Source organism: Elusimicrobiota bacterium (genome assembly GCA_016721625.1).
In the GTDB taxonomy this organism is placed as follows: domain Bacteria; phylum Elusimicrobiota; class Elusimicrobia; order FEN-1173; family FEN-1173; genus JADKHR01.
Genome location: JADKHR010000001.1, coordinates 2288827 through 2307462 on the forward strand (window position 1 = coordinate 2288827; position 18636 = coordinate 2307462).

The 18636-nt window shown below is 60.4% G+C and carries 19 protein-coding genes, 1 tRNA gene and 1 pseudogene; 10 read left to right on the plus strand and 11 right to left on the minus strand.

Annotation, left to right across the window (positions count from 1 at the left end; all coding sequences use genetic code 11):
* The first annotated feature begins 14 nt into the window (after positions 1-14).
* The 5 genes from IPP35_09895 to IPP35_09915 are packed head-to-tail and all read left to right on the plus strand — an operon-like array spanning position 15 to position 5078.
* Entirely contained in the window at positions 15-1256 is a 1242-nt protein-coding gene (locus IPP35_09895; protein ID MBL0059403.1) for an aminoacetone oxidase family FAD-binding enzyme, read from the plus strand.
* Positions 1257-2855 carry a hypothetical protein gene (locus IPP35_09900; protein MBL0059404.1) on the plus strand — a complete coding sequence of 533 codons (1599 nt, stop codon included), beginning with the start codon at positions 1257-1259 and terminating at the stop codon, positions 2853-2855. It abuts the gene before it with no gap.
* Between the two features lie 21 nt (positions 2856-2876).
* Entirely contained in the window at positions 2877-3584 is a 708-nt protein-coding gene (locus IPP35_09905) for a hypothetical protein (protein MBL0059405.1), read from the plus strand.
* A gap of 31 nt (positions 3585-3615) precedes the next feature.
* Positions 3616-4380 (plus strand): hypothetical protein, encoded by a 765-nt coding sequence (locus IPP35_09910; protein MBL0059406.1) that lies wholly within the window; start codon positions 3616-3618, stop codon positions 4378-4380.
* Positions 4377-5078 carry a hypothetical protein gene (locus IPP35_09915; GenBank protein ID MBL0059407.1) on the plus strand — a complete coding sequence of 234 codons (702 nt, stop codon included), beginning with the start codon at positions 4377-4379 and terminating at the stop codon, positions 5076-5078. Before IPP35_09910 ends, IPP35_09915 begins: the two co-directional genes overlap by 4 nt.
* 463 nt (positions 5079-5541) lie before the next feature.
* Here the strand turns inward: IPP35_09915 and IPP35_09920 are convergent, their stop codons facing one another.
* The 11 genes from IPP35_09920 to rpsP all read right to left on the minus strand — a co-directional run bounded on the left by IPP35_09920 (position 5542) and on the right by rpsP (position 12398).
* Positions 5542-5745: a hypothetical protein gene (locus IPP35_09920; protein ID MBL0059408.1), complete on the minus strand. Its 204-nt coding sequence runs from the start codon at positions 5743-5745 to the stop codon at positions 5542-5544.
* A gap of 1 nt (position 5746) precedes the next feature.
* Complete coding sequence (locus tag IPP35_09925) at positions 5747-5992, minus strand: sodium-dependent bicarbonate transport family permease (GenBank protein MBL0059409.1); 246 nt, start codon at positions 5990-5992, stop codon at positions 5747-5749.
* Between the two features lie 3 nt (positions 5993-5995).
* Positions 5996-8374 carry a phosphoenolpyruvate carboxylase gene (locus IPP35_09930; GenBank protein MBL0059410.1) on the minus strand — a complete coding sequence of 793 codons (2379 nt, stop codon included), beginning with the start codon at positions 8372-8374 and terminating at the stop codon, positions 5996-5998.
* Positions 8375-9003: 629 nt separating this feature from the next.
* Complete coding sequence (locus IPP35_09935) at positions 9004-9240, minus strand: hypothetical protein (GenBank protein ID MBL0059411.1); 237 nt, start codon at positions 9238-9240, stop codon at positions 9004-9006.
* 176 nt (positions 9241-9416) lie between these two features.
* A tRNA-Ser gene (locus IPP35_09940) sits at positions 9417-9506 on the minus strand.
* 134 nt (positions 9507-9640) lie between these two features.
* On the minus strand, positions 9641-10030 hold the full coding sequence (locus tag IPP35_09945; protein MBL0059412.1) for a YraN family protein: 390 nt from the start codon (positions 10028-10030) through the stop codon (positions 9641-9643).
* Between the two features lie 13 nt (positions 10031-10043).
* On the minus strand, positions 10044-10688 hold the full coding sequence (locus IPP35_09950; GenBank protein ID MBL0059413.1) for a ribonuclease HII: 645 nt from the start codon (positions 10686-10688) through the stop codon (positions 10044-10046).
* Between the two features lie 25 nt (positions 10689-10713).
* Positions 10714-11121 (minus strand): 50S ribosomal protein L19, encoded by a 408-nt coding sequence (gene rplS, locus IPP35_09955; protein ID MBL0059414.1) that lies wholly within the window; start codon positions 11119-11121, stop codon positions 10714-10716.
* 7 nt (positions 11122-11128) lie between these two features.
* A complete protein-coding gene (gene trmD / locus IPP35_09960; protein ID MBL0059415.1) occupies positions 11129-11848 on the minus strand; it encodes a tRNA (guanosine(37)-N1)-methyltransferase TrmD in 720 nt (239 codons plus the stop codon).
* Between the two features lie 48 nt (positions 11849-11896).
* The gene (locus tag IPP35_09965) at positions 11897-12133 is read right to left on the minus strand and encodes a KH domain-containing protein (protein MBL0059416.1); all 237 of its coding nucleotides are present in this window, start codon (positions 12131-12133) and stop codon (positions 11897-11899) included.
* 10 nt (positions 12134-12143) lie between these two features.
* On the minus strand, positions 12144-12398 hold the full coding sequence (rpsP, locus tag IPP35_09970; protein ID MBL0059417.1) for a 30S ribosomal protein S16: 255 nt from the start codon (positions 12396-12398) through the stop codon (positions 12144-12146).
* 360 nt (positions 12399-12758) lie between these two features.
* Here rpsP and IPP35_09975 point away from each other — a divergent pair, with 360 nt between their 5' ends.
* From IPP35_09975 to IPP35_09995, 5 genes and pseudogenes are all read left to right on the plus strand, one after another.
* Positions 12759-14315, plus strand: coding sequence for an FAD-dependent thymidylate synthase (locus IPP35_09975; protein ID MBL0059418.1), 1557 nt, complete (start codon positions 12759-12761; stop codon positions 14313-14315).
* Between the two features lie 208 nt (positions 14316-14523).
* A pseudogene (locus tag IPP35_09980) lies at positions 14524-15812 on the plus strand (adenylosuccinate synthase).
* A complete protein-coding gene (gene carA, locus IPP35_09985) occupies positions 15809-16957 on the plus strand; it encodes a glutamine-hydrolyzing carbamoyl-phosphate synthase small subunit (GenBank protein MBL0059419.1) in 1149 nt (382 codons plus the stop codon). The pseudogene IPP35_09980 and the gene carA overlap by 4 nt, the downstream one beginning before the upstream one ends.
* Complete coding sequence (locus tag IPP35_09990) at positions 16954-18321, plus strand: hypothetical protein (GenBank protein MBL0059420.1); 1368 nt, start codon at positions 16954-16956, stop codon at positions 18319-18321. The genes carA and IPP35_09990 overlap by 4 nt, the downstream gene beginning before the upstream one ends.
* Entirely contained in the window at positions 18318-18596 is a 279-nt protein-coding gene (locus IPP35_09995; GenBank protein MBL0059421.1) for a hypothetical protein, read from the plus strand. The genes IPP35_09990 and IPP35_09995 overlap by 4 nt, the downstream gene beginning before the upstream one ends.
* Positions 18597-18636 lie beyond the last annotated feature (40 nt).

Here is an 18636-nt window from a genome sequence, read left to right on the forward strand (position 1 = left end):
GTTAAAATGAACCAATGACGCGGAACTCGAATACCGTTCTTGTGGTGGGCGGCGGCGCGGCGGGAATGATGGCGGCGTTGGCGGCGGCGGGGCGCGGCGCCCACGTGACCGTTTTGGAGCGGATGGACAAGGTGGGGAAGAAAATTCTTGTGACGGGGAACGGCCGTTGCAATATCACCAATACCCGGCAGGAACTTTTCCGCTACCACGGCGCTCCGCCCGAGTTCGTTGAAAGCGTGCTCCGTTCGTTCCCCGTCTCCAAAACCATGGAATTCTTTAAAGCGCTCGGACTGGAATGCGTGGAGGAAGAGGAGGGGCGAGTATATCCCTCCTGCGGCCAGGCCTCGGCGGTTTTAAGCGTTCTCCGTTTTGAAATGGAACGCCGAAACGTGCGCGTTCATGGGGGCGCGGAGGTTCACCGTCTTGCCTTCGACGGGCACGCTTTTCGAGCGGAAACCAAAGACGGGAGAATGTTCGCGGCGGCCCGCGTGATTGTCGCCGCGGGGGGCAAGGCCAGCCCCCAGCTCGGTTCCAACGGATCGGGTTTCGAACTTGTAAAAGCCCTCGGCCACCGCGTTCTCCCCACCTTCCCGGTTTTGGTTCAACTCAATCTGAACGCGCCGTTCCTCGCGGAGGCGGAGGGGGTCCGATTCAACGGGGCCGCCGCCGTCGTTTCCCAGGGCCAGGTGCGGCGGAAAGAAACCGGTGAAATACAACTCACCGACTACGGCGCCTCCGGCATTCCCATTTTGGACCTCAGCCGGGCCGCGGGGGAATGCCTCCTCCATAAGCGCGAGGCGTTCTTGGAACTGAGTCTTTTTCCCGATCGCTCGCCCCAAACCCTTTGGGAGGAGGTGCAAAAACGTTTGGCCTCCCGCTCGGATGAAACCATCGAAAGAGCCCTCTTGGGCTTGGTTCACAGCGATCTTCTTCCACCTTTGATTCAAGCGGCGGGATATAAGAACAAACATGTGCCCTGCCACCTCTCTTCCGCCAAAAACGCGCGGAATTTGGCCGATCTTTTAACCTGCTGGAAAGTTCCCATCACCGGGACCCAACCTTGGAGCCGCGCCCATGCCACGGCGGGTGGCGTGGACAGTTCGGAAATAAACCCGGTCACGCTGGAATCCAAAGTCCTCCCGGGCCTTTTCCTGGCAGGGGAAATCGTCGACGTTGACGGCGACTGCGGCGGTTACAACCTCCAATGGGCCTGGTCCTCGGGAGCCGTGGCCGGCTTACACGCCGCCGCCCCTTAAATGCTTCGTCTGGAGCAGGTGCGGCTCCCCGTGGGTCATTCGGACGACGATCTTCGCCGGGCGGCGGGAACCGCCCTGGCCGTCGATCCCAAGGACTTCGGATCCTTTCGCGTTCATCGCCGGGGAGTCGACGCGCGACACTCCCGCCAAATATTTTTCGTTTATTCCGTGGATGTGGAGGTGCCTGACGAAGGGGCCGTTCTTTCCCAGAAGCGCCCCCATTTGGCCCCCGTGGCGGAGGTCCTCTATTCCGTTCCCCACGTCCTCCGCCCTAATTCCCATCGGCCCCTGATCGTCGGCACGGGCCCCGCCGGACTGTTCGCCGGGCTTTGGCTGGCCCACGCGGGAGCGCGTCCCCTTTTTCTGGAACGAGGCCAACCGATGGAAGCCCGCGTGGAGGACGTGGGGAAAATGGTGTCGGGCGGCGTTTTTGACCCCGAATCGAACATTCAATTCGGAGAAGGCGGCGCCGGCACTTTCTCCGACGGAAAACTGAACACGTCCATCGCGGATCCTCGCTGTCGTTGGGTCCTGGAACAAATGGCCGCTGCCGGCGCGCCTTCCGACATTCTTTTTAAAGCCAAACCCCACGTGGGAACCGACCGAATTCGGGAAGTGGTGAAACGATTCCGGAGCGAGATCCAAGAACGCGGCGGAGAGTTCCGGTTCGGAACCAAGGTCACGGGGTTGGTGGTTCGGGAGGGGCGCCTGGCTGGTTTGCAGGTGAACCATTCCAATGTCATCGAAAGCGATGCTGTCGTGTTGGCCATCGGCAACGCCGCCCGGGACACCTTCGAGATGTTGCACCAAAGCGGAGTTTTCATGGAAGCGAAATCTTTTTCCATCGGAGCGCGGATCGAACATCCTCGGGCTTGGGTGGATCGGGCGTTTTACGGCTCCCTGGCGGGACACCCCCAGCTGGGGGCCGCCGATTACAAAATGGCCCACCACGGGGCCAACGGCTATAGCGCCTACACCTTCTGTATGTGTCCAGGAGGGGTTGTGGTCCCCGGCGCTTCCGAGGAAGGGGGGGTCGTGACCAACGGCATGAGCGAATACGCCCGGAACCAACCCAACAGCAACAGCGCGTTGATGGTGGGGGTTTCCCCCAAGGATTTCGGGAATGACCACCCGCTGGCGGGCGTGATGTTTCAGCGGGAATGGGAACGCAAGGCCTTTGCGCTGGGCGGCGGCAAGTTCAAGGCCCCCGTTCAACGGGTGGAAGATTTTATGGCCCGCCGCCCCTCGACCCGTTTAGGTTCGGTGTCGCCCTCCTACCGTCCCGGCGTCACACCGGCCAACCTGTGGGATTGCCTACCGGAATTCGTCTGCGCCGGTTTAAAGGAGGCTTTAAAGATTTTTGCCGGACGCCTGAAGGATTTCGCCCACCCCGACGCTCTGTTGACCGGCGTTGAAACCCGCAGTTCCTCCCCCGTTCGAATTCGGAGGGACGACTCTTTTCAAACCAACCTTCGCGGTCTTTATCCCGCGGGGGAAGGCGCGGGTTACGCCGGCGGAATCATGTCTTCAGCGGTGGATGGTATTCGTGTGGCGGAAACCCTTTTTAAGAGGTTTGCAGTGGAGGGAGCTAGCTCCTAGGATGGTAGAATAAAAACTTCCATGGCAACGGCACCCTCGCGGTCGAAACTTTTTTTCTTTTTCTTTATCTCCGGTTTTTGCGGACTCGTTTATCAAATCGTTTGGTCCCGCATGGCCATGGGCTGTTTCGGAGTCACCACCCCGATCCTGTCCGCCGTCGTTTCGGTTTTCATGCTGGGCCTCGCCCTGGGGTCCTGGGCGGGAGGGCGGTGGATCTGGCCGATGGTTCGGCGGTCCGGACGTTCGCCTCTTTTCTTTTACGCCGTGGCGGAGGCCGTCATCGGCCTCGGGGCTTTCGCGGCGCCCCATTTGCTTCAGTGGGGGGAACAGCAACTGCGCGGATTGCCCACGTCCAATTCCACCGTTTATTTGGCGGGAGCCATTTTGGCCATCGGCGTGAGTCTGTTGCCTTGGTGTCTCGCCATGGGGACGACCTTTCCTGTCGTTTTCGCCTTCCTCCATGAAACGGAAGACGGCCCGGGTTTAAAATTTAGTTTTCTCTACACCGCCAACGTCGTCGGCGCGCTCTCGGGCGTCGCCGCCGTCTTGGTTTTAATTGAAACGGTCGGCTTTCACCACGCCCTTTTCGTGGCGGGGACGCTCAACTTCCTGATCGCCGCGCTGGCGTTTGTTTCGTCCGGGGAACCGAAAATGAACCATCGGTTCCTCCCCCGGATGTTTCCCCGCCCGTTTCGGGCCGAGCCTCCGTGTTTGCCTTCCTTTTCATGACGGGTTTCACGTCCATGGCCCTGGAGATGGTTTGGGTGAGAACTTCACCCCGGTCCTGGGGACCGAGGTGTATGCGTTCTCCTCCCTGCTGTTCGTCTACCTCTTCGCGACTTTTCTCGGCGCCGTGTGGTATCGTCGGGACGGAGCCAACGGGAACGTCCGGAGCGCGCCGCTCTTGATCGGGGCGCTGGCGATCGCGGGGGTCGTCCCGATCCTCGTGAACGACCCTCGGCTCTGGACCGGTTTGGTTTCGAACCATCTTCAAACGGTCTGCGTGGCTGTCGCCCTCGTTTCGTTGGCCCCTTTTTGCGGCGTTTTGGGCTATTTGACGCCGCGCCTGATCGACCGCCATTTTCATGATTCTCCGTCGGCAGTCGGGCAGGCCTACGCCGTCAATGCCGCCGGTTGCATCCTAGGGCCCTTGGCCGCGGGTTTCTTTCTCCTGCCGCGTTGGGGCGCGAAGGGCAGTTGGGTTCTCTTGGCGATTCCCTACGCGGCGGCCTTTTTTCTGGTGTCGGGTTCTGTTCGCCCGTGGCGTCGATGGGGGGCGCGGGGAGCCTTGGCGGCGCTTTTGGCCATCGCCGCGTTCCGAAGCCAAAGTTATGAGCTGGTGATGGCGGCCCCGGCGAGTTGGGTTCTGCGCGATCACACGGCGACGGTGGTCTGCACGGGGTCCGGCCGGGAGAAACAGCTTTGGGTCAACGGGTTCGGCATGACGTGCCTGACCCCGATCACGAAGTTCATGGCCCACGCCCCGTGGCCTTCCAGGAAACGCCGCCCAAAAAAGGGTTGGTGATTTGTCTGGGCATGGGCACGACGCACCGATCGACCTTGAGTTGGGGAATTGAATCGGTGGCGGTGGAGTTGGTTCCCAGCGTGAAAGACGCCCTTCCTTATTTCTGGGACGACGCCGCCGGAGTGATAAAAAACCCCCGAGGGCGGATCATCGTTGACGATGGGAAACGGTTCCTCCAAAGGACCAAGGAGCGGTTCGACGTGCTCATCCTGGACCCTCCTCCGCCCGTGGAAGCGGCCGGGTCGAGCCTTTTGTATTCGAGGGATTTTTATCGTTTGGCCAAACAACGGCTTTCCCCAAAAGGGATTCTTCAACAATGGATCCCTTACGAACCCCGGCGGGATGAGGAGGCCATTTTGTGCGCGGTGGCGCGTTCCCTTTCCGAGGAATTTCCCCACGTCCGCGCCTTTCGCTCCATCGGAGGGTTGGGGTGTCATTTTTTAGCCTCCCAGGAAAACATTCCCCCGGTGACCGCCGCCGAATTGACCCGCCGTATGCCTCCTGAGGCCCAACGGGATTTGTTGGAATGGACCCTGAACACCACCGCCCAGAACTATTGGGCCAATTTCCTCTCCCGCGAAATCCCCATTGAAGCCCTCCTCTCGGACACTCCCGCCGAGAGGATTACGGACGACCGTCCGTTCAATGAGTATTTCCTGATCCGCCGGTTGTGGAAGCGATGGAAACAGTCGAGTTGAGGGCGACTCGGCCCTCTCTCCGATGGTTTTTTGCCTTTGTACAGGGGGAGGAACGTTGATGACAAAATGGTTTCCAATGTCACCCCATCGGGCGTCTCGATGCCTGTAATTAGGGGACGTTTTCAGGATATCAAGTTAAGGAATTGAGGGTATTTATTCCGGCGTTTTATTTGGATTTCCAGCGGGGGGCGAAGCGGATCAGGCAGGTGAAAAAACAGACCACGCGGTCCTTGTGAAACCGCGTCGCCGATAAGGAGTCGTAGGGGTCGGTCCCACCCTGGGCCGAAATGTTCAGTCGGATGAAGGTTTGGTCCAGAGCTCCGCATGGGGGAGCCGGCCCTCGCGACCGCCGGAACCTTCCGGGTTAGAATTTGCCGGGCCGTCGCACGCGGACATCGGTTTCATAGGCCACCACTGCGTAATGGGGAAAAAACTCTTTTCCCAATCGATCCATCAACCGCTCTCACGCGGCCGCCGGCACGATCACCTGAAGTTGGATGTTTCCGAATTCCGCAATGTCCGCCGTCTGTTCGCCTTTCGCCCCTGCGCCCTCCACCTCGAATAGGGTGTATCCGTGGGCGCCGATGTCCCGTATTAACCGAGTGACCGCGTCACGCCCCAAAGCCTCACAAATGATCGTCACCAATTTCATCGTATGGTTCGGCATCTCAGTTTCCTCCCATCCACCATTTGGCGATGGCGTAATAAATTGGAATCCCCAGGGTCACGTTGAAGGGAAACGTAATGACCAACGCCGAGGTCAGATACAGGGTCGGGTTCGCATCGGGCAAGGATAGCCGCATCGCGGCCGCCGTGGTCATCTTGGCCAGTTGTCCCCCGCCCAGGATCCCCAGTCGCGGGAGCGGAACCTCGGCGAGCGGGCGAAGGGCGGGAGCGAGTTCGGAACGATGCATCGTTTACCCCGTGCTCTTCATGCCGAAGGCGATGCCGTTGACCGTCAGCGCCAATAAGCGGCGCAGGCTTTCATTTCCTTTGTCCCGCCGCCATCGAGGAAGAAACCGAATCTGCAAATAGTTCAATGGATCGATGTACGGATTTCTCAACGCGATGGACTCGGCTAAAACCGGTTGGTTCGCCAGCAACCGGGTGCTCTGCTTGACGCTCAACACCATTTTCACCGAGCGCTCGTGTTCGGCGCCAATGAGGCCGAGGATGGCTTTGCGCACGCTAGGTTCTTGAACAAGGGAAGCATACCGGCCCGCGATATAGAGGTCGGTCTTGGCCAGCGAGAGTTCGGCGTTGTCCAGAAGCGAGGCAAAGAACGGCCAGCGGCGGTACATTTCCCGGAGTTGTTCCAAATCGCCGTGGCCTTTGAGGGCGTGCCCGATCCCGTACCAAGCGCTCAAGAGATGCCTGCTCTGGGTCCACGCGAACACCCACGGAATCGCTCGTAATTGCCGGACATCGCCGCCCCCTGAACGCCGGCTCGGTCGCGAACCCAACGTGAGGTGCTCAATCAGATCGATCGGTGTGGCCTGCTGAAAATAGGTCAAGAACATCGGTGTGCGGTAGACCAAGTCCTGGTAAAACACGAATGAACGGCGCGCGAGTTGTTCCATCGCGGCGATCCAACCCGGTTCGGGGACGAAGGCGGGCAGGCAGTTCGCGGCGATGACCGCGCTGGTCAATTGTTCCAGGTTGCGTTGAGCGATGACCGGGTTCGAATACTTGAACGAGACGACCTCTCCCTGTTCCGTGATGCGTATCCGGCCGCTGTGCGCGGCGTGCGGTTGAGCGCGCAAACTTCGATAACTCATTCCGCCGCCGCGATCAATCGAACCGCCTTTGCCGTGGAAGAACCGAAGTTTCACGCCATGCGCATCGGCCCGTTCGGCCAGTCTTTGCTGGGCGCGGTAAAGAAACCAATTCGCCGCCAGATACCCGCCGTCCTTGTTGGAGTCGGAGTACCCAAGCATGATTTCCTGGAGATGGCCCCGTCGCCTCAAGTGTTTTCGGTAATCGTCATCACGCCAGACGGCGTCCATGATCTGGGGCGCATGATCGAGATCTTCGATCGTCTCGAACAACGGCACGATGTCCACGCGCGCCTTTGCCCGCCGTGCCAGCGCCAGTAGGCCGGTCAGGTCGGACGGGGTGTGCGTCATGCTGAGAATGAAATGGTGGGCGGCGATTTCGCCGTGGGCGCGCTGGATGGCGCGGATGGTTCGGAGTTGTTTCGAAAGTTCCGCCGGCGCTTGCCGGCTGTGGTCGCGGACATCGAGTTGCGCCAAATGAAAACCGCAGGCCTTGGCTTGCGTGATCAAGTCGGCGAGGTGACCCTGAGCGGCGCGATGGGCGCCTTGGCGGCGTAGGCCGGACTGGAGGACTTCGAGGTCACGCACAAAGCCGTTGGGGTGCCGGTACGTGCCGTCCAGTTTTTGCTTTATGGCGACGAGTTGTCGGCGATAGGTTTCACGGGGTTGAAAGGGACCTTTTGTGGGCGCTTTCTGACGACGGCCGGCATGCGTCAACTCGCTGATGAGCGCGTCGCATTCTCGCTGGTAAAACGCGGTCAGACGGCCATGCTGGGTTTCAATGGTAGCCAACGTGATCTCCGGCGTGACAAATGGATGTCCATCGCGGTCGGCGCCGATCCAACTGGCGAACGTGAGGAACGACCGCGGTTGTTTCACGGTGGGGTATGCCGCGTGCAACTCGGCCGCAAATGTCCTGTAGAAATGAGCCAACGCCGGTACGATGGTGCGCTCAAAAAGGAACAACGCGTTGTCCACTTCGTTGAGGGGCCCGACCTGGCGCTCGCGAACTTCGTCGGTCTGCCAAAGGGCTTCGAGAATTTCGTCGGGTCGGTCGAACTGGGCCCCAAGCCGGAGAATGTGATGGAGGATCGTGCGGCGTTTGGCCTCGGTGGGATGCGCCGTCAAGACCGGCTGTACTTCCAGGGCGTCCAGGACACTCTGGAGCTTTGCCTCTTGGACCCCGGCCTCTTTGAGCTCCCGGAACAAGCGGCGCAACGACTGCGCGGGCGCGGGATTGTTTTGGAGATGCCGGACGCGCGCGCGTTCTTCACAGAGGTTGGTCAGTTGAAAAAACAGACTGAAGGCGTGGGCCACATTGTACGCCTCGCGCGCCGTGAGTCCGGCCACCAGCCGTCGCTTGGCACGAATGCTTCCGCGATCGCGTTTCGCGCGGACGGCCTTCGCATAGTGCCGGAGCTGTTCGACGTGGCCGTACGTGATCTCTCCCGACTGTTCCCGGATCATGTGGCCCAGTCGTGTGGTGATGAAACGTACTTCTTGCCGCAGTGGTTCGTCCATGGGCGAAGGCTTCCCCCGACGGTGACATGGGTTCTAAAAAACGGATCAGAACCGGTGAGACATCCTCACACACCGGCTCACCAAAAGGGTTCCCCGAGATCCAGGCGGACGAAGTGGTGATCGATCCCCGTGCCGCTAAACGCGGTGGGCCGGACACCTTCGCCAACCCGCGTATCGCTGTTTTTATCGGTGAAGGCGCGCTCGTCAGGCTCACCCGGATATCAAATCGGTTCCCCCATGAGCCTCTCCGTGAGCGGGGAGGTGTGGATAGGGGATCTCATCAAGGTCGTGACGGTGCATCGACGTCACGGCATGGGAAAAGAAAGAAAACACACCGCGCACTGGGCGGGAGAACCGCTATTCTAAGGTCACGGTGAACACGTTCTCAGCCTTGCGCAACGGCACCGGGGGTTTACGCGAAAGATTTTAACAAATTCGACCGGGGGACCCCGAAATAGGGGACGTTTTCAAGCATTCGGTTTGTTGAATTGAAAAGAATTCAGCTACCGCTCAGGAAAGGCGCGTTTATTGGTTGTGAACGTGGATCCCTCGGATTTCCCGTTCTCTGTCGGTTGGTCGGAACTTGCTGAAATTGCCGACTTGGAGGGAGAGGGGGAATTCCCGAGGAGTTATTTGGATTTCCAGCGGGGGGCGAAGCGGATCAGATAGGTGAAAAAACGGGCCAGGATTTTGTTTGTCCCGTGGGCCACCATGCCTTCGTAGCAACCGCGTTGGAATTCCTTTAGGTCATGGCCTTCGTAACACAATTTTCCGTTCTTAAAACAATAACTGCAATAGCGTTCCGACTCCCGTGGGCCGGGATCTTTGCTGAACGGCATCAGGCAGGATTCGCAGGAATTTTTCATTTTAAAAATGGCGGAAGGGGAGGGATTTCCCTTTCCCCCGGCTCCTCTCGGAGCCTCCTCCAGGGCCGGCCACTCGCCCTTTATCCGCCATTCCCATCCTACAAGCTGGGACTATGCCTAGCGGCATTGTCAAGGCGGCGGGCGAGTTGGCTTCAAATCCCTCGTTGAATTATAAATGGCGGAAGGGGAGGGATTTGAACCCTCGAGGATCTTGCGACCCTACACGATTTCCAGTCGTGCCGATTCAGCCGCTCTCGCACCCTTCCTACGGAGACGTCGGCCCTGAAGGCGCCTAAGAAAATTTCATCTCCAGAGGGGATATTTTAGCTTATTGGGGGGGGAGTGGATGAAAAAAACAGACCTCCGACCCCTCCTTGGGAAGGAGGGGGGGCGCGTGAAACTACAAGGTGTAGCCGGGGGGGGCGAAGGCGTTTTCGATGTGGCTGATGGTGCCGGATTGGACGGAGACGACGTCGAAACGGAGGGGGCGGCGGGTGAGGCCTTTCGCTTTGAGGAACATCAGGGCGGCTTTCGCGATCCGGGCTTGTTTTTTTCTTGTCACGGTTTCGGCGGGGGTTCCGAAAGAAGTCGATTTTCGTTCCCGCACTTCCACGAAGACGATGGTCTCCTTCTGTTCCAGGATCAAGTCCACTTCGCCCATCGGTGTTCGGTGATTGGCGGCCAAGAGGCGATAGCCTTTCGGCTCGAGCCAATGCAGGGCCAAGGTCTCGGCTTCCTGGCCCTGGGTCTGGGTGGGAGAAAGATGCGTGTCTTTTTTGGCGGGGAACAGCGGTCGGAGAAATTTAAGCAACGGGTTCGAAGGGCAGTTCAGGGGCGAGAGCTTTCCGGATCGGGGCAAAGCTTTTGCGGTGCAAAGGCGACGGGCCGTAACGGCGTAGCGCTTCAATGTGGTCTGGGGTTCCGTATCCTTTGTTGCCGGCAAAATTGTATTGGGGAAATTGTTTGTGGGCCTCGGCCATCCAACGGTCCCGGGTGACTTTGGCCAGGACGCTGGCGGCGGCAATGGAAGCGCTTTTTCCGTCGCCGCCGACCACCGTTTCCTGGGTGCGCGCGGGCAAGTGGGGGATTCGGTGGTTCCCGTCCACCAGGACCAGGGCGGGTTCCACTCCCAAGGCCCGAACGGCCTGGGCCATGGCCAGGAAAGTGGCCTGGAGGATATTTTTTTCGTCAATGATGTCCGAAGGAACCAGGCGGACAGCGGAAAAGAGCGCTTCCTGAAGAATTTTTTCGAAAAGAGATTCGCGGACGGCGGGGGAAAGTTTTTTGCTGTCGTTCAGTTCCGGCCAGAGGGTGTCCGGTCGGAGGACCACGGCGGCGGCCGCCACGGGGCCCGCCCAGGGGCCGCGGCCGGCTTCGTCCACGCCCGCCAAAAGAAAAAAGCCCTTTTCGCGCCACTTCTTATCGTAGGCGAAAAGGGCTTCCGGCATGGCCGGATGATATCAATCTTTTGGGCTATCGAGAAGGGGCGACGGCCGGTTCTGCCGCCACGGGAGCCGGTTTGGCGGCCACGGCGCTGGGAGTGACCTCTTCGATCCGGGCGGCTTTGCCGGAGAGGTCGCGGAGGTAATAGAGCTTCGACCGTCGCACTTTTCCGGAACGCATGACCTTGATGCCCTGAATGCGGGGGCTGTGGAGGGGGAACGTCCGTTCCACGCCCACGCCGAAAGAAATTTTTCGAACGGTGAAGGTGGCGGCGATGCCGTGGCCGCGTTTCCGGATCACGACGCCCTCGAAGGTCTGCACGCGGCGGGAATCGCCTTCAATGATTTCCACGTCCACGCGAACCACATCCCCGGGACGAAACTCTCCGGGGTTCTTTTTCAAAAAGGCGCTTTCAACTTTGTCGATCATCGCTTTCATGACACGCTCACTTTTTAACGTTGGCCCGCTTTTTTCGGGTCGTCGATGTTTGAATCAAATCAGGTCGTTTCTGGTCCGTTGCTTTCCGGGACGCCGCTCGGCGCCAGGCTTCAATGGCGCCATGGTCGCCGCCCATCAGCGTTTCCGGAACCGCGCGCCCGCGCCATTCGGCAGGGCGGGTATAATGGGGACAGTCCAGCCGTCCTTCCCACCCCGGCGCAAAAGAGTCCCATTCCAAAGAGGCCGCTTCTTTCACCACGCCCGGAACCTTTCGCACCACCGCATCCACGAGGGCCATGGCGGGGATCTCACCGCCCGTCAACACCACGTCGCCGATGGACACTTCCTGGTCCACCCAATCAAAAATTCGTTCGTCGATGCCCTCGTAGTGCCCCGCGATCAAGACCAGGTGTTTCTTCCGGGCCAATTCATCGGCCAGGGCTTGGGTCAAGGGCCGCCCCTGGGGCGAAAGATATATCACCGTGGGCCGCCGCGAACCTTTCCGGGATCCGGGGCCTTTTCTCGGCGTCCCTGCCCCGGCCGCTTTCAGGGCGCCGAAGAGCGGGTCCGGTTTCAAAACCATTCCCGGTCCGCCGCCGTAGGGCCGGTCGTCCACGCTGTGGTGCTTGTCCTGGGAGAAATCGCGAATATTGAGAACCCTCAGGTCCACCACTCCCCGCTCGCGCGCTCTCCCCAACAGGCTTTCGCCGAAGGCTCCCTCGAACATTCGAGGGAACAAAGTCAAAACGTCCACGCGGAGCGCCACCGGGGCGCCCTATTCTTCGCGCAGTTTAACGTCGATCCGTTCCCCGGGGTTGGCGAAGACCGCGCTCGCCAGGATCCGGAGAGAATCGATGGTTTTTCCGCGGCGGCCGATCACCTTGCCTCGGTCACCGGGCAAGACGTTCAACTCCACCGTCCGTTCCGCCTCCAACCACCGGGATTCGACATTTTCCGGCCGGTCCACGAGATTCTTAACGATGGAGGCGACCAGTTCGACCGGGGAAGGCACTGAGAAAAGCCTAGTTTTTGGAAACCACCCAAGCGCCCGCGGTCTTCAATACGGTGCGAAGGGTGTCGGAAGCCTGGGCGCCTTGGCCTAGCCAATACTTGAGGCGCTCGGCGTTGACCGTGATTTTATTGGTTTTTTCTTTGGGGTGGTAGTGGCCCAAGATCTCCAGGCTGGCGGCGTCGCGCGCCTTCCGGATATCAATCGCCACGATACGAAAATGGGGCGTTTTCGGGCGTCCCACCCGCTGCATGCGTATACGAACCATTGGATTCTCCTCGTAAAATTAGGGCTTCATTTTAGCGTAATGGTCCGCGGGTGTCAATAGAAATCCCCCGAAAAAGCCGGCGTGGCCGAATGGAGGGGGGGGGAAGGACGATTCAGAACTTCAGACCCCTCCCTCCCCGTCCCCCCGGGAAGGGGAGGGAACGTTCGGGTTTTTCGGGTGGGATCGCGGAAAAAATTGACGCTTCTTCCTCTATATAATAAAATCTTCCACGGGCTAAGGCTTTCCGGTCATTTTCAGCCGCCCACCTCCAGAACTGCCATGCCCCATGAATCGAGGACCCTCACAGCGGCTCCTGAAGCCGCCATGCCCTCCTCAGGCCCGCCAACGAAAGGGAGGCGAATGATTTCCCCGGAACCGCGAGTTCGGCTCGTCAACGCCTTCAAAGATCCCTACAACAACGCGGTCGCGACGGCGCGCACCTGCTATTCTTCCTCTGTGGTCCTATCGGAGGATGTGGATCGGGACGAGAAATCGAGAATTCAGCGGGACGCCATCGCCGAAAGCATTTACCGGGCCGGCCACCACACCACGCTCCAACATTCCAGTTTTCAGTTCGTCTTGGAAAACGTTTCCCGCCAATTCATCTGGTCTTTCCTTCACAGCCATCCTTTTTACAACAGCGAGCAGGTGAGCCAGCGGTATGTGACCGTGGGGCCGGACCGCTTGACGGTGCCGCCGCTTCAGGGCCCCGCTCTGGCGCTGTACCAAGAAACGGCGGGGGGCCTGATGGAGGCCTATCGCCGGTTGACCGATCTTCTGGCTCCCGCGGTCCGGGCGGAGTATAAGAAGCTTTTCCCTCTCAGGGACCCGGACCAAAAGCCCTGGGCCAAGTTCGTCCAGCGGAAATCCCAGGAGGTGGCTCGCTACGTTCTCCCGGTGGCCACCCACGCTCACCTCTACCACACCGTGAGCGGGTTGACCCTCCATCGCTATCACCGGCTGGCCAACAGTTACGACACGCCCTGGGAACAGCGCCTGGTGGTGGGAAAAATGATCGAGGCGGTGGGCGCCCTGGACCCGCTTTTCGTTCAACGGATGGAGGATCCTCTCCCCTTAGAAGACACGCCGGAACATCGGGCCCACCGGGAATTTCATGAAAAATCCGCCCGCCCGGCCCGCGCCTTCCTGGAAGAATTCGACGCTCGCTTGAACCGCCGGAGTTCCTGTCTGGTGGATTATAAGGTCCACGGCGAAGAGGTGTTGGCCCAGGCGGTCCGTTCCGTTTTGGGCGTTCCTAAATCCGCCATGACGGACGACGACGCCATCGATCGGGTGCTGAACCCCGCCCGAAACCGTCTCCTGGGCGAAGCGTTGAACCTCGCCACGCACTCTAAGCTTTGCCGCGCCATGAACCACATGCATTTCACTTTCGCCAAAAAGATTTCCCACACGGCGGACAGCCAGGACCAGCGCCATCGCATGACCCCGGCGTCCCGCCCGATCCTCTCCGGCCACTTTGTTTCAGACCGGCCGGACTACATCACGCCGGTCCTCGTCCGGCAAAGCCAGGCTGCGAAAGAATTTTACGACGCGACCATGGCCGACCTCTGGGCCCGGATTTCCCGCTTGATGAACCTGGGGGTGCCCGAAGAGTTCGCGCTTTATCTTTTACCGAACGCCGTCAGCATCCGTTTCGAGGAATCTGGCGACCTGATGAACTTCCACCATAAATGGACCAAACGCCTCTGCTACACGGCCCAGGAGGAAATCTGGAAGACCAGCCAGGAAGAGGTCCTCCAGGTCCAGGCCGTGGCCCCCCGGGTGGCCCGCCACCTCGGGCCTCCCTGCCAGCTCCGATCGGTTTCCGCCACCCGCCCCTTTTGCCCGGAAGGCGACCGTTTCTGCGGCGTCCTGGTCTGGAAGAAAAAAGTGGAGGAATACCAGCGTGTCATTTGAACGGGCCCGGCGCCCTCTGGACAGCGGAGGGCGGCGCTTGCAAGGGCGCTTCGGAGCTCCCCCCCCTCCTGCGGACCGTTCAATGCCTTGGTATACTTAACAGGCGGTTCTTCTGTCTTTCCGGATCCGGGTCGTCGTTGAGGCGCGGGGTTCAAAAAAAATCGGATCCGTCTTCGAACGGCTCCAAACGAGTGAAAAGGAAAAGGCCATGTCCACTTTAATTGTCGTCGGGGCCCAATGGGGCGATGAGGGGAAAGGGAAAATCGTCCATCTCTTGGGGAAAAAGGCGGACCTCATCGTCCGTTATCAGGGCGGCAACAACGCCGGCCACACCGTCGTCTTCGACGGAAAACATTTCGTTCTCCACCAGATTCCCTCCGGCATTCTTCAGCCCGGCAAGCGGTGCGTGATCGCCAACGGCGTGGTCATGGACCCCTGGGCCCTGCGGGAGGAAGCGCGGTTTCTGGAGTCCCGGAAGATCCGGGTGAAAGGTCGGTTGTTCATCAGCGCCTGGGCCCACTTGATCCTGCCCTACCACCGCTACCTGGACGCGCTCCGGGAGTCCGGCCAGGGAAAAATCGGCACCACGAAGCGCGGCATCGGCCCCGCCTACTCCGACAAAGTGGGCCGGGTGGGCATCCGGTTGGCGGACTACATGGACCCCCGAGCGTTCCGCGCGTTGGTGGAACAGAACCTCCAGGCCAAGGCCCCGCTCCTCACCAGCCTCGTCACCCTTCGGAAATTGCGCGCGGAGACCTTTAAAGACTACGACGCCCTTCGCCGTTTTTTCGCTCCGCTCATGGCCGACACCCCCGCCCTGCTTCAATCGGCGTTGGCGGCGGGCAAAAACCTGTTGTTCGAAGGAGCCCAGGGGACGTTGTTGGACGTGGACTTCGGCACCTATCCCTTCGTCACGTCTTCCAACCCTATCGCGGGGGCGGCTTGCGTGGGGTCGGGCGTGGGTCCGGCCGCCATCGACGAAGTGTTGGGGGTGGTCAAAGCCTACACCACCCGCGTGGGCGACGGCCCTTTTCCGACGGAACTGAAGGATGCCTTCGGCAACGCCTTGCGGGAGCGGGGCCAAGAGTTCGGCGCCACCACGGGACGACCCCGCCGGTGCGGTTGGTTCGACGCCGTGGTGGTCCGCCACTCGGTCCGGATCAACGGGATGACCCGCCTGTCTTTAACCAAACTGGATGTGTTGGAAGGGGTGGACCCCATCCGGGTGTGCGTGGCGTACAAGGTGGACGGAAAAATCGTGAAGGATTTCCCTGCGTCGCGACGGGCCCAGGCCGAGGCCGTGCCGGTGTATAAGGACCTGCCGGGTTTTTCGGGCCCCGTGAAAGGCATCACGGAATACAAAAGCTTCCGAAAGCCGCGCGGGAGTATGTCAAATTCCTGGAGCGGGAAGTGGGTGTTCCCATGACCTTGATCTCCATGGGGCGGAGCCGGGAGGAAACGATCGTGATGGACAAGAGATTCCGATGGGCGTCTTGAAGGCGGTCCTCGCGCTGGAAACGGGCCGGGTTTTTGAGGGGCGGGCTTTCGGCGCCCCCGGCGAGACCGCGGGGGAAGTGGTTTTCTGTACCGCCCTCACGGGCTATCAGGAGATCCTCACCGACCCCTCCTACCAACGCCAGATCGTGGTGATGACCTATCCCCATATCGGCAATTACGGCACGTCGCCGGATTTCAGCGAATCGAAAAAGCCCCACGTGGCGGGATACGTGGCCCGGGAGTTCAGTCCCGTGGCCAGCCATTGGAAACCCGTGGCGACGATCGGGACCTATATGAAGGAAAACGGCGTCGTCGGCATCGAGGGGATCGACACCCGGGCGTTGGTCCGCCATTTGCGGGACGTGGGGGTTTGCCAGGGAATTATTTCCAGCGCGAACGTGAAGCCGAAAGTGCTGGTGGACCGGGCGAAGGCCCAGGCCAAAATGGCGGGCTCGGATTTGGTGAAAGAAGTCACCTGCGCCGCTCCCTATGCCTGGAACAAAACCCAACTCTCCGCCGTCCCCTCGGCGCACCCGCTCTCCCGCGCGGGAGAGGGGAAACGGGTGGCCCTGCTGGATTTCGGCGCCAAATTCAACATCATGAACTCCCTGGCCGCCGGAGGATGCGACGTCACGGTGTTCCCGGCCAAAACTTCCTTCGAGGAAGTGATGGCGTTCAAACCAGACGGGATCATGCTTTCCAACGGCCCGGGGGACCCGGCGGCGGTCACCTACGCCATCAACACCCTGCGGCGTCTCGTGAGCCACAACGAAAACACGTCCACGCCCATTCCTATCTTTGGCATTTGCCTGGGCCACCAGTTGTTGGGTCTGGCCCTGGGCGGCAAAACCTACAAGCTGAAATTCGGCCACCGCGGGGCCAACCATCCCGTGAAGGATTTGACCACGGGCAAGGTGGAAGTGACCACCCAGAACCACGGGTTCGCGGTGGACATCGATTCTTTGGCGGGAAAGCCCGTGGAACTCACCCACGTCAATTTAAACGACCAAACGCTGGAGGGCTTGCGGCACAAACACTTGCCCCTATTTTCCGTCCAGTACCATCCCGAGGCTTGCCCGGGCCCCCACGACGCGCATTATTTGTTCGATCGGTTCTTGGATTTGATGAAAGTGGGTGGCGCTTGAAAAAAATCTTTGGGATCGCGGCGCTCCTCGCCGCCGGGGTCTCTCTCCGCGCCGCGGTCACCTCCGATTCGGTGTCGCCTGTGGTCGGGATCTCCACCACGAACGCCATGCAAACCGGCATCGCCATTGATGCGCGGAACAACATTCACATGTGCTTTTACGATCCCGCGCTACAGGTCCTCAATTACGCTTTCCTCCAGAACGGGACGAACGTCTGGGCGGTGTCGACGGTCTCGGAAACGGGGGTGCAGGTCGCGCCCCAAAACGCTCTGGCCCTCGAAAACGGGCTGGTTCCCCACGTGGTTTTTTACGAGATCAACCCCAGTTCCGGGGTCCGGCACGCCCGGTTAAACGGCGCCTACTGGGTGACGGACTCGGTGGAGGATTTCGTCGGGACCCCGCCCTATGTGTCGATCGCGGTGGGAACGGACAACAAACCCCGGGTGGCCTACACCTACAGCCCCAGCAGTTCAACGGTTTACGCGGAATATTCCACAACGTGGAGCACCTACACCGTTTTAGCCAGTTCCTTCGCCGGCCCGGTGGACCTGGCCCTGACGTCCGCGAACGCGCCGCGCATCCTCTTCGTGTCCTCCACCGCCACCTCCGGCTGGACCGTGGGGATCGCCGACCGCCAGGGGCCAGGGTTCAGGAGCGTCCTCTATGGGGACGAGAACCTCCCCATCGATGACGGGGTGGCCTTGGCGGTCGATGCCTTGGGCAACGCCCACGCCGTTTTCACCAGCAGTACCACCCCGCCCAGCGGAAAAATAACCCATTACGCGGTCTTCAACAGCACGGGGGACCCTCTGTCCGGCACCCCCTTCACCAACCCCTTGGATTTGTTTGTCTCGACCCAGGCCCCGGTATTTTCCGACATCGCCGTGGATAGCCAAAACCATGCGGCCATCGTTGCGTCGCCGGGGAAGACCGATTTGAGGCTCCTTCGCTTCGATGGGACGGCGACGCCCGGGCTGACCACCCTGGCGGTTTCCACCGACCCGGTGGGGGTGGGCGTGAGCGTCGCGCTGAACCCGTTGGGGCACATCGTGACCGGATACTACCAGGTCGGTTCCGCCGACGTGCGGTTTGCCACGGAGGCGGATCGCCATCTGTCCATCACCGGGTCTCTGTTTGATTTTACCCCCGCCGCCCTTTCGGGGGCGAGCCTCTCCCTGTCGGGGCCGGTCCTGTCTTCTTCGGTGGTTTCGGACGCGGCCGGGGCCTATTCGTTCAACGAGCTTTTGAAGGGACTTATGATGTCACTCCCTCCAAATCCGGTTACGCTTTCCAACCGGCCAAGCGTCAAATCGTCCTGCGGGACCCCGGCGCCCCGAACCAGAATTTCCAGGGCGGGCAGGTGAGTTTTTCCGCCATCGGGAACCTGATCGATCCGACCCAGGGAGAATTCGTTACTTTTCGATACTCTATTCTCCCCGGCGCGACCCTGCTGAAAGTGTACGGCTTGCGGGGAAACCCCGTGAAAACCCTGGTGGACCAGGACGAAACGGGGGGAATTCATACGGTCACCTGGGACGGTCGCGACGATTCGGGGGACGTAGTGGCGAGCGGCATTTACCTGACCCGTTTCTCGGGCGACCAAATTAAAGCCACCGGTAAAGTCGCGGTGGTCAAATGACCTTTTTTCAGCGCCGTTGTTTCATCGGCGGGGCGGCGCT